11 protein-coding genes are annotated in these 13366 nt (G+C 71.2%); 8 read left to right on the forward strand and 3 right to left on the reverse strand.

All coding sequences use genetic code 11. The features are described 5' to 3' along the window. Nucleotides 1-140: 140 nt before the first annotated feature. Nucleotides 141-323, forward strand: coding sequence for a hypothetical protein (locus tag K1T34_RS22520; protein ID WP_220246178.1), 183 nt, complete (start codon nucleotides 141-143; stop codon nucleotides 321-323). Nucleotides 324-529: 206 nt separating this feature from the next. Here K1T34_RS22520 and K1T34_RS22525 read toward each other — a convergent pair whose 3' ends face one another. Next, nucleotides 530-1213 (reverse strand): M23 family metallopeptidase, encoded by a 684-nt coding sequence (locus K1T34_RS22525; protein WP_220247353.1) that lies wholly within the window; start codon nucleotides 1211-1213, stop codon nucleotides 530-532. 1096 nt (nucleotides 1214-2309) lie between these two features. Here K1T34_RS22525 and K1T34_RS22530 point away from each other — a divergent pair. From K1T34_RS22530 to purH, 7 genes are all read left to right on the forward strand, one after another. After that, nucleotides 2310-4739 carry a hypothetical protein gene (locus tag K1T34_RS22530; RefSeq protein ID WP_255638889.1) on the forward strand — a complete coding sequence of 810 codons (2430 nt, stop codon included), beginning with the start codon at nucleotides 2310-2312 and terminating at the stop codon, nucleotides 4737-4739. Nucleotides 4740-4856: 117 nt separating this feature from the next. Further along, nucleotides 4857-6026: an ADP-forming succinate--CoA ligase subunit beta gene (gene sucC / locus K1T34_RS22535; protein WP_220246179.1), complete on the forward strand. Its 1170-nt coding sequence runs from the start codon at nucleotides 4857-4859 to the stop codon at nucleotides 6024-6026. Between the two features lies 1 nt (nucleotide 6027). Beyond that, on the forward strand, nucleotides 6028-6915 hold the full coding sequence (sucD, locus tag K1T34_RS22540; protein ID WP_220246180.1) for a succinate--CoA ligase subunit alpha: 888 nt from the start codon (nucleotides 6028-6030) through the stop codon (nucleotides 6913-6915). A 210-nt stretch (nucleotides 6916-7125) separates the two neighbouring features. Next, nucleotides 7126-7827 carry a DUF5336 domain-containing protein gene (locus K1T34_RS22545; protein ID WP_220246181.1) on the forward strand — a complete coding sequence of 234 codons (702 nt, stop codon included), beginning with the start codon at nucleotides 7126-7128 and terminating at the stop codon, nucleotides 7825-7827. A gap of 229 nt (nucleotides 7828-8056) precedes the next feature. After that, nucleotides 8057-9694: a DUF6350 family protein gene (locus K1T34_RS22550; protein WP_220246182.1), complete on the forward strand. Its 1638-nt coding sequence runs from the start codon at nucleotides 8057-8059 to the stop codon at nucleotides 9692-9694. A gap of 77 nt (nucleotides 9695-9771) precedes the next feature. Continuing rightward, entirely contained in the window at nucleotides 9772-10389 is a 618-nt protein-coding gene (gene purN, locus K1T34_RS22555) for a phosphoribosylglycinamide formyltransferase (RefSeq protein WP_220246183.1), read from the forward strand. After that, the gene (gene purH / locus K1T34_RS22560; protein WP_220246184.1) at nucleotides 10386-11948 is read left to right on the forward strand and encodes a bifunctional phosphoribosylaminoimidazolecarboxamide formyltransferase/IMP cyclohydrolase; all 1563 of its coding nucleotides are present in this window, start codon (nucleotides 10386-10388) and stop codon (nucleotides 11946-11948) included. The genes purN and purH overlap by 4 nt, the downstream gene beginning before the upstream one ends. Before the next feature lie 44 nt (nucleotides 11949-11992). Here the strand turns inward: purH and K1T34_RS22565 are convergent, their stop codons facing one another. Beyond that, nucleotides 11993-12499: a GNAT family N-acetyltransferase gene (locus tag K1T34_RS22565; protein WP_220246185.1), complete on the reverse strand. Its 507-nt coding sequence runs from the start codon at nucleotides 12497-12499 to the stop codon at nucleotides 11993-11995. Nucleotides 12500-12638: 139 nt separating this feature from the next. Next, a complete protein-coding gene (locus K1T34_RS22570) occupies nucleotides 12639-13196 on the reverse strand; it encodes a hypothetical protein (protein ID WP_220246186.1) in 558 nt (185 codons plus the stop codon). Nucleotides 13197-13366: the final 170 nt, after the last annotated feature.

Here is a 13366-nt window from a genome sequence, read left to right on the forward strand (position 1 = left end):
TACAGGACTATTTACGGGGAGTTCTGGGCCCCTCGGGGGTTTCCGGCGGTTCTGCCGGCTCAGGGTGCGGCTCGGCGGAGCTCGGTTCGGCCGACTATGCGGAACCCGGCTCCGGGTGTGCTTCGGGGGAAGCTCACCGCTTGGCCGCTGCGTGGCGCGCCCTGCTCCGCCACCACGACCTCGGCCCCGACGGCCACTGCCAAACGTGCGGCGCGGGCCGCCTGGGCCGCTGGCCCCTCCGCCGCCGCCCGGCAAGCCTCTGCACGGTCTGGCAGGTCGCTGTCGCGTACTTCATCCGCCGCTCACCCACCGGGGAGCGCTAGAGCTGTCTCCGGCGGTCGAGAGGATGCGTGGGCGCCGTAGCCGCTTCTTCGGGCAGTGCGTGGAACGGCTTGCGAAACGCACACGACCACGGAGAGCGCGGGGGGCGCTGACCGTGGCCGAGTGGAACAGTATTGAAACTGAAGAACAGAGTCGAAACCGAAAACAGAGTCGAAACCGAAGAACAGTAAGGAGCGCCAGCCGAAACTCAGACGACGATGCCGCGAGCGGCGAGCCACGGGCGCGGGTCGATCTTCTTCGTGCCGTTCTGCCAGACCTCGAAGTGCAGGTGCGGGCCGGTGCTCTCGCCGCGGTTGCCGATTTCGGCGATCTGCTCGCCGCACTTGACCTTCTGGCCTTCGTGGACGGAGAAGCTGTTCATGTGGCCGTAGACCTGGATGGTGCCGTCGTCGAGCTGGACGCGGACCCAGAGGCCGAAGCCGCTGGCGGGGCCGGCCTGGATGACGGTGCCGTCGGAGGCGGCGTAGATCGGGGTGCCGATCGAGTTCGCGATGTCGATGCCGAGGTGGCTGCTGCCCCAGCGGGCGCCGAAGCCCGAGGTGAACGTGCCGTGGGCCGGCAGGCAGGTCTTGGGGCGCTCGGCTTCTTCCTTGGCCTTCTGAGCGGCCGCGGCTTCGGCCTTCTCGCGGGCTTCGGTGACCTTCAGGCTGTCGGCCATGCGGGCGGCCTCGGCGGAGGCGTCCATCGAGTGGCCGGCGGGCAGCAGCTCGGGGGCTCCCCCTGAACCCGCGCTGCCGAGGGTGAACGAGGCGCTCGCGTCCTGGGCGTTGGCGAGCGGGGCGACGGCGGTGTCGGAGTCGGTCGTCACGGTCTTGAGGGTTTGGCCCGCGGCGGCGGCGGCGAACGCGCCGGCCGCGACAGCTGCGACCACGACCCGCCCACGCAGGGCGGAGGACGGCGGGGCGATGCGGTGCGAACCCCGCACGCGGATGACCGCACCGTCCAGTGCGTCCTTCAGCGCCGGGGAAGGGGCTTGGCCGCCGGGGGAGCGGTGTGAAGCCAAGACAGGGCCTTCCATCGTCGGGGAGCCGGGTCGTCGCGTGACTACGGGCGGGGGATCCCGTTGAGCCGACCTCGGGGGTGGTTGGCTCGGCGTTGCGCTTCGTGACCTGACTGTAATGGGGACCGTGGGACAGTAACGAAGGGGAACCGTTGTGAGCAAGGTGCCCTCGCCGTTTCGGCCGAACGGGCGGTCCCCATCACGCTGCTAGCTGTAGGGATTACCCAAAGTTAACCCGAAACTACTCCAATCGGTGTGATCTCCGTTACAAGACTTTCGGGCATTCGCACCCCCAAACGGCCCCCCTTGCACCCCACCGAACGGCCCCACCGTTGAAATAAACGTTTGCGGTCCCGTGTTGAAGGAAATCCACGCCCGCGCATGTGGCGCCGGTCACTCGTCTCCTCGGGTGATCACCCGGTTGACCGATCAACCCGCCGACGCGGGCCGACGCTGCGCCGCCACCGGTTGCGACCCCGCGAAGCCGTGCCCCGCCGCCGCCCGCTGCCGTTCGCGACCCGCTCAACGTCTGGGTTCTCCAGCGCTGTCCGCTTCTTGCCGGCCGCCGACCTGCGAATGGCGACGCGTGCGGGGCCTCGCTCCGGCTCGCCTCAGCGCTCGCGGCCTTCCGCCCGCGAGCTGCGCTTGTTTCGGGCTGCGACCGTGCCGACTTGCTCGCAGTGGCCGAGCGGAGGTCAAGTGCTTGCTTCCTGCAGGCTGCCGGCCGGTGCCCGCATGCCGGTTCTCCACTGACCGGGCCACTCGGCCGCCGCGCTGCCGCAGCGGCCAGGCCGCTGTTCGTCGGCCCGGCCACTCGACCGCCGCGTGCCGTTGCCGCTGGCGCACCTCCCGCTCGCGGCTGGCACCTGCTCCACCAGCGCCCATGCCGGCCCTCGTCTTGCAAACCGCCCCGCCGCGGTCGCACTGCGGGGGCCGCGCGGTGTCCGACTTGCTAGCGTCGCGTCCGATGACTTCGTCCGAAGGACCCCACGACGGGGACTCCTCCCCGGCCCGTTCCGGCTCCGACCCGGACAGCCCCAGGCCGCCCGCCGGCGCTCGACGGCCCAGCCTCGCCGAGCGCAAGGCCGCCGCCCGCGAGCGCGCCCGCGCCGAGACCCGCCGTGAGCGCCGCACGAGCGGCCGCCGGCCCGTCGACAGCCCCGGCGCCGCGGCCGACCGCGATGCCACCGGCGGCGTCTCGTCCCGCGCGAATGGCAACGCCCCCGCGAACGGCACGGCTCCCGCCGATGCCGGCGACCAGCCACCCGCCGCCCGCGGCGAGACGGCGACCTCGACCAGGAGCGCCCGCAGCGGCGAGTCGAGTGGCGACGAGCCGGCTGCCGCCCCCGGCGAGACAGGGACCTCGGCCAGTAGCGACCGAGGCGCGGGCCGAGGGCAGAGCCCGGTGCGCGGCGAGGTCCGTGCCGGCGAGCCGAGCATCGCGACCGGCGGCACCCACACCGGGCGGCAGCGAGAGCGCGGCAGCGCGCGCGATGAACTCGGCACGATCGATCGTGAGGCGAGTGCCGGGAGCGGAGCCGGGGCTGCGAGTCAAGGCAGCCATGGCAGTCGTGACAAGGAGAGCGCAGCAGTCAGTGGTGGCGTGACCCGCACCAACCCCGGCAGCGCCACGACCACCGAACCGGACCGGGCCCCCACCGCGCACTTCGACCTCGAATACACCGACCGCGCCCCCTCACCGCAGCTCAAAACCGCCGTCGCGCTCCTCAGCATCGGCGCCCTCGCCCTGACGGCCGGCGCGATCCTCCCCGTCTCACCCGACGCGAACCCGGGCTACCTCGCCTGGCCCCTCCTCGCCCTCCTCGCGCTGGTCCCCGCGGGCATCGTCGCCGCGGCGGCCTACAGCGGCAGGCACGGCCTGGCCGCCGGCCTCACCGCGGGCCTGGCCGCCCTCGCTCCCGGCCGCCTCCTCCTTGACCTGCAGTTCTTCGCCAACGGCTCCAAAACCGTCCGCCCCGAGCTGTACCTCCCCGACCGCCTGCTGGACCGCAGTGCGGTCGGCGCGGGGTTCTGGCTGCTTCTCGCCGGCCACGTCCTCACGATCGCCGCCGGGATCGCGGCCGGGCAGGTGGCGCGGCAGCTCAACGAGGTCGCGGGCGACGACGGCGGACGACGGCGGTGGCGGCTGGTCGTGCCGCTGCTCACCATCGCCGCGGGCGTCGGGCTGTTGATGGCGCCCGTCATCTCGGACAACCCGTTCTTCCCGGCGTACTCGGCGTTCGAAGGTCCCGGTCTGGCGCTCACCGGCTACGTCGTCATCGCGGGTGCGCTGCTGCTCGCCGTCGTGCTCGGATTCGGCGCGGCGTCCGACGGCGTGGCGCGCGGGACGCTGGGCGGCGCGGCCGCGGCGACGTTCGCCGTGGCGCTGCCGCCGTTGGTCGGCGGGCTGGCGGTGGGCGGGCTGCATCTCGCGTGGGGTCCGGTCGTCGCCGTCGTGGCGATGCTGGTGGTGCTCGTTCTCGCGCCCCTCGCGACGCCGCAACTCGCCCAGGTCGAACGCACCGATCTGGCCGGCGAAGCACGCGTTCCGAGCCTCACGCTGTGGCGCACCGCCACGGCACTGCTCGCCTTGCTGACGGCAGTCGTCGGAGTCGTGGGCGCGCTCGCCCCGCAACTCGACACGGCCACCGCGACCCAGAGCCCCGCCCGCTGGCTCCTGCTCACGGCCGCGATCCTCGTCGCCCTGCCGGCGCCGTTCCTGTTCGCGTTCAAAACCGCCCGCGGTATCCTCGCCGTCCTCTGGGCCGGCGTCGTCCTCGCCGGCACGGCCGTGCTCAGCACCGCGATCACCGCGTCGCAAGCGACCGGGCTGACGGGGCTCGACGGTCTCGGCGGCACCATCAGCTACCACCTCGGCGCCGGCGCCGTGTTCACCGCGATCGCGCTCGGCCTTGCCGGGCTCACTGCGCTAGCGGCCGCCATCACCGGCGTCGTCGAGCGCGACGACGAAGGCACCGAAGGTCCGCGCCCCCGGGTGCTGCTGCCCGTCGCCGCGGCCGCGATCCTGTCCGTCCTCGCCTTCGGCACGCCGGTGTTCACCGCGCCCGACTACCCGTCGCCCGGGCTCTGGTCCGATTTCGACACTCCGTCGTGGGGACTGCTCACCGCGCTGCTGGTCGTCCTCGGCGTGCTCGCGCTGAGCGTCCGCTCACGGCCCGGCGCCGCCGCGGCCGCGCTCACCGGGGCGGTGCTCGTGCTGGCTGTCCACGTGGCACAGCTGCCGCTCGTCGGGATCGCCGGACGGACGCCCGCGCTCGGGTTCTGGTTCGGCCTCGCCGCGATCGTCGTCACGGCAACAGCCGCCGCGACGGCCGCCGCCGGGGGCGAAAAAACGGCCCCGGTGGGCGGACTCACACCCCCTGACCGCGCACGGTGACCGACTTCACCAGGTGCGGAGTCCCCTGCTCCTGCGCTGGTCGCTAACCTCGACTGGTCCGACAGCGCGGTTCGGTAACGGACCACCACAGTGGCGTGTCGTCAGGAGACTGGAGTAGTGGACCTCTACGAGTACCAGGCGAGGGATCTCTTCGCCGCCCACGGAGTACCGGTTCTGCCGGGCTCGGTGGCAAACACCCCCGAAGAAGCCAAGGCCGCCGCGGAGCAGATCGGCACCCAGGTCGTCGTCAAGGCGCAGGTGAAGGTCGGCGGACGCGGCAAGGCCGGTGGCGTCAAGCTGGCCCAGACGCCGGACGAGGCCAAGGAGAAGGCGGAAGCCATCCTGGGCCTCGACATCAAGGGCCACATCACGCGCCGCGTGCTCGTGGCGGAAGCGTCGGACATCGCGTCCGAGTACTACTTCTCCTTCCTGCTGGACCGCGCGAACCGCACGTTCCTGGCGATGGCGTCCTCCGAGGGCGGCATGGAGATCGAGCAGCTCGCGGTGGAGCGCCCCGAGGCGCTCGCGAAGATCCCGGTCGACTCGATCGCCGGTGTCGACAAGGCGAAGGCGCTCGAGATCCTGAAGGCCGGCAACTTCCCGGCCGACATCATCGACGAGGCCGCCGACGTGGTCGTGAAGCTCTGGGAGACCTTCGTCTCCGAGGACGCCACCCTCGTCGAGGTCAACCCGCTGGTGCGCGACCCCCAGGACAAGATCATCGCCCTCGACGGCAAGGTCACCCTGGACGAGAACGCTTCCTTCCGCCAGGCCGGGCACGAGGCCCTGGTCGACAAGGACGCCGAGAACCCCCTCGAGGCGAAGGCCAAGGCCAAGAACCTCAACTACGTCAAGCTCGAGGGCCAGGTCGGCATCATCGGCAACGGCGCCGGGCTCGTCATGTCCACTTTGGACGTGGTGGCGTACGCGGGTGAGAAGCACGGCGGCGTGAAGCCGGCGAACTTCCTCGACATCGGCGGCGGCGCGTCGGCGGAGGTCATGGCGGCCGGTCTGGACGTCATCCTCAACGACACCGACGTGAAGAGCGTCTTCGTCAACGTCTTCGGCGGCATCACCGCGTGCGACGCGGTCGCCAACGGCATCGTCGAGGCCCTGAAGATCCTTGGCGACGAGGCCACCAAGCCGCTGGTCGTCCGCCTGGACGGCAACAACGTCGTCGAGGGTCGCCAGATCCTGGCCGACGCGAACCACCCGCTCGTCACCGTGGTGGACACAATGGACAACGCGGCCGACAAGGCTGCCGAGCTCGCCGCGGCAGGTGCGTGAGATGTCGATCTTCCTTAACGAGAACAGCAAGGTCATCGTGCAGGGGCTCACCGGCTCCGAGGGCATGAAGCACGCGACCAAGATGCTGAAGTCCGGCACGAACATCGTGGGTGGCGTCAACGCCCGCAAGGCCGGCCAGACCGTGAGCATCGAGGGCAAGGACCTCAAGGTCTTCGGCACCGTCGAAGAGGCGATCAAGGAGACCGGCGCCGACGTGTCGGTCATCTTCGTGCCGCCGAAGTTCGCCAAGGACGCGGTGCTCGAGGCCGTCGACGCCGAGATCCCGCTCGCCGTGGTGATCACCGAGGGCATCCCGGTGCACGACTCGGCCTACTTCTGGGCCCACGCCGTCGCCAAGGGCAACAAGACCCGCATCATCGGCCCGAACTGCCCGGGCGTGATCAGCCCCGGCAAGTCCAACGCCGGCATCATCCCCGCCGACATCTCGGGCCCGGGCCACATCGGCCTCGTCTCGAAGTCCGGCACGCTGACCTACCAGATGATGTACGAGCTGCGTGACATCGGCTTCTCCACCGCCGTCGGCATCGGCGGTGACCCCATCATCGGCACCACCCACATCGACGCCCTCGAGGCGTTCGAGAAGGACGCCGACACCAAGGTCATCGTGATGATCGGTGAAATCGGTGGCGACGCCGAGGAGCGGGCCGCGGCATTCATCAAGGAGAACGTGACCAAGCCGGTCGTCGGCTATGTCGCGGGCTTCACCGCCCCCGAGGGTAAGACGATGGGTCACGCGGGTGCCATCGTGTCCGGTTCCTCCGGCACGGCGGCCGCGAAGAAGGAGGCCCTCGAGGCTGCCGGCGTAAAGGTCGGCAAGACCCCGAGCGAGACCGCCATCCTCGCGCGCGAGCTGTACAACAGCCTCTGACCTGCCTGAACGCGGGTCACACGGGCCGGGCACCAGTATGGGTGCCCGGCCCGCGGCGTTTCCGGCCGCAACCGATCGGGCATCCCGTGCGTCCAACGGCCCGGACGGGGGACCCTCGGATGCGCTAGCGTTCGGCGACGCGGCCGTCACGTGATTCGTCCGGGTGCCACCTTCCCCCGGAGTTGCCGGCGAACGACAGGAGAGCTTCCGATGACCTTCCCCAGCGGCGGGCCTGGCTACCCCCAGCAGGGCGGTGGCCAGCAGCAGCCCCCTCAGGGACCGCCCCCGTCGGGCGGGTTCCCGCAACAGCAGCCGCAGCAGGGACCGCCGTCCTCGGCCGGGCCGGTGCTGCCGCAGAACCTCCCACTCGTCCTCGCGCTCGTGGTGACCGTGCTGGGCGTCGTCCAGTACTTCATCGGCTTCTCCGACGAGGCGGGTGACGTCGGCCAGGACACGATCTTCCTGCTCACCGGTGGCCTGCTCGCGGCGCTGCACGCGCTGCCGAAGGCGCCGCGCGTGCTTCCGTTCGCCGCGCTGTTCAGCGTGGTCGGCGCGCTCGGGACGCTCGACACGGTGGTGGCCGAGCAGAGCACGCCGGGCATCGTCACGGTGGTGCTGATCCTCGGCATCGTGCAGATGCTGGTCGCGGTGGCCGCGCTGCTGATGGAGTACGGCGTGCTCAAGCCGCCGGCGCCCAAGCCCGCGGTGCCGCACTACCAGCAGTACGGCCAGGCGGGGCCCTACCAGCCGCAGCAGCAGCCGGGCCAGTTCCCGCAGCAGCCGGGCGCGACGCCGCCGGGCCAGCAGGCGACCACGTACGCGCCGCAGCAGGGCCAGTTCTTCCAGCAGCCGCAGGGAGAGCAGGGCAAGCCCCCGGGCACGCCGCCGGGCGGCTTCGGCCAGCAGGGCTGACCCGGTGCCCGGCCCGACCGCCCCAACGTGGCGTTCGGTGCGTTGGGCGCACCCAATGCCGCGTTGAGGCGCTTGTCACCTCGTGAAAACACCCGCTGTGACTCTCCGTGTCACAGCGGGTGTTTTTTGTTGTCCGGGTGCCCCCGACCGGGTGGGTTAGCTTCGCCACGCCCGGGGCGGGCGGCGTGCCTCACCCGGACGGTCCAGCACGGGTGTCAAGGTGCGAAGCATGCAGCAGCTCACCAGTTCTCAACGCCCGCCGGGCGGCGAGCCGGTGGGCGACACCGTCGAACTCGACGCCCAGGTCGCTCCGGCCACCCGGGTGCGGGTGTTGCTCACCACCGCCTTCGGCCCGCTGATCACGGAGTACGCCGTGGTCGCGACGCTGGTCGCGCTCGTCGCGCTGACCGCCGAACGCACCGCGTTCTCCGCCGCCGGCGTGCTGCTCTCGGCCGGCCCCGGCTGGCTCGCGGGGTTCCAGGTGCAGCTCGGCATCGGCGGCCACCCGCTGGGTGTGCTGCCGCTGCTGCCGACGATCGGCGCCGTGCTGCTCGTGGCGCGCACCGCGTCCGGCGCCGCGCTGCGGCTCGGCTGCACGACGCTGCGGCAGGCCGTTCCCCTGATCTCCGTGATCGGCGCCGCGCACGCGTTGTTCGGCCTTCTGATCGGACTGCTCTCGCTCAGCGCGCCGGTGCGGGTGAACCCGCTGCTGGCGTTCGTGGTGCCCGGCGTGTTCGCCGTGCTGGCGGCCACGGGCGGCGCGGTGCGTCGCTGCGGCCTGCCCGCGGCGGTAGCCGAACGGCTCGACCCGTCGGCCGTGCGCGGCCTGCGCGCGGGCGCGCTGGGGCTCGCGGCGCTGCTGGCGGTGGGCGCGATCGTGTTCACCGTCGCCACGGTGGTGTCGGTGTCCACTGTGGACGATCTGTTCGAGCCCTCGTTCGGCAACAGCTTCGGGCTGTTCCTGCTTTCGGTGGCTTACCTGCCCAACGCCGTGGTGGCGGCGCTGTCGTTCGTCAGCGGACCCGGTTTCACGATCGGCTCGCTCGACGTCAGCCTCGTCGGCTACCGCGGTGGCTCCGTGCCCGCGGTGCCGCTGCTCGGCGGCATCCCCGAGCACACCGCCGCGTGGTGGCCCGTGCTGCTGGTGCTGCCGGCGGCCGTCGGCGCGCTGGTCGGCTGGTCGGTGCGCCACGCGGACGACGACCCGGCCGGCCGGATCCGGATCGTCGCCGTCGCGGGTGCCGTGGTCGGGTTCGGCTGCGTGGTGCTGGGGACGCTCGCGGGCGGGCGCCTCGCCGACGGCCCGTTCGACCCGGTGAGCGTGCCGGTCGGGGTGGCGTCGATCGTGGCGTTCTGCTGGATCGTGATCCCGGGTGGGTTCGTGGCGTTCTTCGCCGGTGAGCACGCGCCGGCCGCGCCGCCGGACACGCTGGAGGTCGAGGACGCCGGCGAGTTCACCGACGAAGAGGACCTGGCTGACGAAGACCTGGCCGAAGATTCCGACGAGTCCGAAGAGGACACGGACGAACCGGGCGAGGAAGACGTCGACGAGGTCGATCCCGACGAACTCGATCCCGAAGCGGCGCCGGCCGACGTCGACCCGGAAGAGCTCGACACCGACGCGTCCGACACCGAGTTCACCGAGCCGGAACCGGGGCCCGGAACCGCTCCCCAGCCCCGGCAGCCCGAGCCCGACTATGACGAGTACGACGCCGAAGCCGAGGCCGAACTGGGCCTCGAGCTGCCCGAAGACGTCGCGCTCGACCAGCCGGAAGCCGGCCCGGACCGGGCCTCCGACGGGCGCGGAGCTGTGACCGAGTCCACCGACGGCTCCGGTGAGGACGAGGGCCGCGAGCGCGACCGTTAGGGTTGGGGTGACCTGGTGAAGCGTGGTGCGCCTGAGGTGCGCCGCCACCGTGCAAGGAGCCCGTTCTGGCCAGCCGCTTGGACCTGCCGACCCCGGTGAAGATCGTCGTGCTCGCATCCGGTTCGGGCACGCTGCTGCAGGCGGTGCTCGACGCCGTTGCCCGCCCCGCCTTTCCGGCGCGGGTCGTGGCCGTGGGCGCCGACCGCACGGGCATCGAGGCGCTGGCGCGGGCCGAGCGCGTGAGCGTGCCGTCGTTCACCGTCCGCGTCGCCGACCACCCCGACCGCGACGCGTGGGACAAGGCGCTCACCGACGCCGTGGCCGCGTACGAGCCCGACCTGGTGGTGTCGGCGGGGTTCATGAAGATCCTCGGCGCGCAGTTCCTGTCGCGCTTTGCGAACCGGGTGATCAACACGCACCCGGCCTTGCTGCCGTCGTTCCCGGGGATGCACGCGGTCGCCGACGCGCTGGCGGCCGGCGTGAAGGTGACCGGGTCGACCGTGCACTTCGTCGACGCGGGCGTGGACACCGGCCCCGTCATCGCCCAGGAGGCGGTGGTCGTGGAGGCCGACGACACCGAAGACGTCCTGCACGAGCGGATCAAGGCCGTGGAACGCAGGCTGCTGGTTGAAACGATCGAGCGACTCGGCCGTGGTGGCTGCACCGTGGACGGACGAAAGGTGAGGTTTTCGTGAGCACTCCAGAGGGACGACGCCCGGTCCGGCGCGCGCTGATCGGCGTCTCGGACAAGGCCGGCCTGCTCGAGCTCGCGACCGGTCTGCACGCTGCGGGCGTGGAGATCGTGTCGACCGGCGGTACCGCGAAGGTGATCGCGAACGCCGGGGTCCCCGTCACGCCGGTGGAGCAGGTGACCGGGTTCCCCGAGTCGCTCGACGGCCGCGTGAAGACGCTGCACCCGCGCGTGCACGCAGGCCTGCTGGCCGACCAGGACAACCCCGACCACGTCGAGCAGCTGCGGAAGCTCGAGATCGCGGCGTTCGACCTGCTCGTGGTGAACCTGTACCCGTTCACGCAGACGGTGGCGTCGGGCGCGAGCCCCGAGGACTGCGTGGAGAACATCGACATCGGCGGCCCGGCGATGGTGCGCGCGGCCGCGAAGAACCACGGCAGCGTCGCGGTGGTCGTGGATCCGGCGCGTTACGCGTGGGTGCTGGAGCAGGTCACGGCGGGCGGCTTCGAGCTCGTCGATCGCAAGCGGCTCGCGGCGCAGGCGTACGCGCACACGGCGGCGTACGACGCGGCTGTCGCTTCGTGGTTCGCCAACGTGTACGCGCCCGCTGACGACTCCGGTTTCCCCGACTTCCTGGGCGCCACCTGGGACCGCGCCGACGTGCTGCGCTACGGCGAGAACCCGCACCAGAAGGCCGCGCTGTACCAGAGTTCGCAGCCGGGCCTCGCGCACGCGGAGCAGCTGCACGGCAAGGCCATGTCGTACAACAACTACGTTGACACCGACGCCGCTCGCCGCGCCGCGTTCGACTTCGCCGACCCCGCCGTCGCGATCATCAAGCACGCCAACCCGTGCGGCATCGCGGTGGGCGTGGACATCGCCGAGGCGCACCGCAAGGCCCACGCGTGCGACCCGGTTTCGGCCTACGGCGGCGTGATCGCCACGAACCGGCCGGTGACCGTGGACGCGGCGGAGCAGATCGCCGAGGTGTTCACCGAGGTCGTGCTGGCGCCCGACTTCGAGCCGGAGGCGCTGGAGATCCTGCAGCGCAAGAAGAACGTGCGGCTGCTGAAGCTGCCCGTGATCGAGAACCCGGCGCCCGTCGAGCTGCGGCCGATCTCCGGCGGCGTGCTCGTGCAGACCGTCGACGCGATCGACGCGCCCGGCGACGACCCCGCCAACTGGCAGCTCGCCACGGGCACGCCGGCCGACTCGGCGACCCTGGCCGACCTCGCCTTCGCGTGGCGTGCGCTGCGTGCGGTGAAGTCCAACGCGATCCTGCTGGCCCACGACGGCGCGACCGTCGGCGTCGGCATGGGCCAGGTCAACCGCGTCGACTCGTCGCGGCTCGCGGTCGCGCGTGCGGGCGACCGGGCGAAGGGTTCCGTCGGCGCGTCCGACGCGTTCTTCCCGTTCCCGGATGGGCTCGAGGTCCTGCTCGAGGCCGGCGTGCGCGCCGTCGTGCAGCCCGGCGGCTCCATCCGCGACGCCGAGGTGATCGCGGCGGCCGAGAAGGCAGGCGTCACCCTGTACCTGACGGGGACGCGCCACTTCGCGCACTGAGGTTTTCTTGGGGGCCGGCTCTCTTTTCGAGGGCCGGCCCCTTTTTATTCACGAAGGCGCGCGTACACGACTTCGTCACGGTAGGCGCCGTCTCGCCAGGTCACCTGGCACATCAGGCCCTCACGGTGGAAGCCCGCCTTCTCCAGCACGCGCTGCTCGGCGAGGTTCTCGCGGTCGGTGAACGCCTCGAGCCGGTGGGCGCGCGTGAAACGGAACAGGTGCTCGACCAGAAGACGGTGGGCCTTCGTGCCGAGGCCGTGGCCGCGGTGGTCGGGCAGCAGCGTCACCCCGATCTCGTAACAGCCACCCGCCGGCCCACCCCGATCGGCGGCCTCCCAGCTCGCCATCCCGGCCACCACCCCGTCCACGGTCACCGCGACGGCCGTCGACGCGTCCCCCACGAACCCGTCCTCGGCGAACCGCCGCCGGCGCTCCTGCGCGCTGCCGAACCCGGCCCACTGGAACGCGCCCATCACGTCAGGCTCCACGGCGAACCGATCGAGCACCGGCAGATCTTCCTCGGCGAACGGCCGCAGGGCGAGGTGTTTCATGCTTGTCTCCACCAGCTTCGCTCGGACGTGGTACGGACCGGTGGCCCCGTTCGGCCCAGTGTATCGCGGACACCGAGCGTGTTGTGGTTGTCGCGCTTCGGGTTCTGTGGTTCTACTTAGGACGGTTGTGTGCGGCCGTTCAGTCGTTCTCGAAGTCCCACGGGTAGTCACGGCTGTCGGGTGGTGTGTCGTCCACGCCGGCGGCAAGCAGGTCGGCCGAGGTGAACACGAGGTCGCCGCGCTCACCGAGGAGCACGCCGAGCAGTTCCGCCAGGAGGTCGAGGTGGGCTTGGCGGGACTGGTCGGTCAGCTGGGTGATCAGCTCGGATGCCTCGATGATCCGAACGCCCGCGGGGCCCAGTTCGCCGAGCCTGCGGTGCAACAGGCCTGCTTCCCGGTAGCTCGACCAGGGTGTTCGCAATGCCAGGCAGGAGCCGGCGGTGCTGGCGAACAGCATGAACAGCGGAGCCGCGCCGGGTGTGGAGCTGATCGATTCCCTGTCCAGCCTGAGCTGGAACAACGTCTGTAGTCCATCGAGCACGCGCTGGCGGTGTGCGCGTAGTGCGGTGTTGTACGCCGACTGTTCCTGCTGATACTCCCCGAAAGCATCGTCTTCGGATGCCCGCGCGAGCACGTACGCCTCAGCGAAGGCTCTCCGGTTGTAGGAGACCTCGCCGGCTGGGTTCGTCCTGTCCACTCGCCGACATTACCGAGCACGAGCGGCGGCGTTTCCCGTCTGGCTCGGCTGTCGCCTGGCTCGTGGCGCCGGCGACCGTGACAACAACGACCTGAAAGTGCGAACTATCGTCCGTCGACCCCAGACCCGGCTTGACACGGCTACCGGATCCCGGTCTACTTGAGGCATCG

This window comes from Amycolatopsis sp. DSM 110486 (genome assembly GCF_019468465.1).
Taxonomy (GTDB): Bacteria; Actinomycetota; Actinomycetes; order Mycobacteriales; family Pseudonocardiaceae; genus Amycolatopsis.

Excerpts from the sequence above, each read along its gene's own strand:
- K1T34_RS22565 (WP_220246185.1), bottom strand. The coding sequence starts at position 12,499 with ATGAAACACCTCGCCCTGCGGCCGTTCGCCGAGGAAGATCTGCCGGTG.
- K1T34_RS22550 (WP_220246182.1), top strand. The coding sequence starts at position 8,057 with ATGCAGCAGCTCACCAGTTCTCAACGCCCGCCGGGCGGCGAGCCGGTG.
- sucD (WP_220246180.1), top strand. The coding sequence starts at position 6,028 with ATGTCGATCTTCCTTAACGAGAACAGCAAGGTCATCGTGCAGGGGCTC.
- K1T34_RS22530 (WP_255638889.1), top strand. The coding sequence starts at position 2,310 with ATGACTTCGTCCGAAGGACCCCACGACGGGGACTCCTCCCCGGCCCGT.
- K1T34_RS22545 (WP_220246181.1), top strand. The coding sequence starts at position 7,126 with ATGACCTTCCCCAGCGGCGGGCCTGGCTACCCCCAGCAGGGCGGTGGC.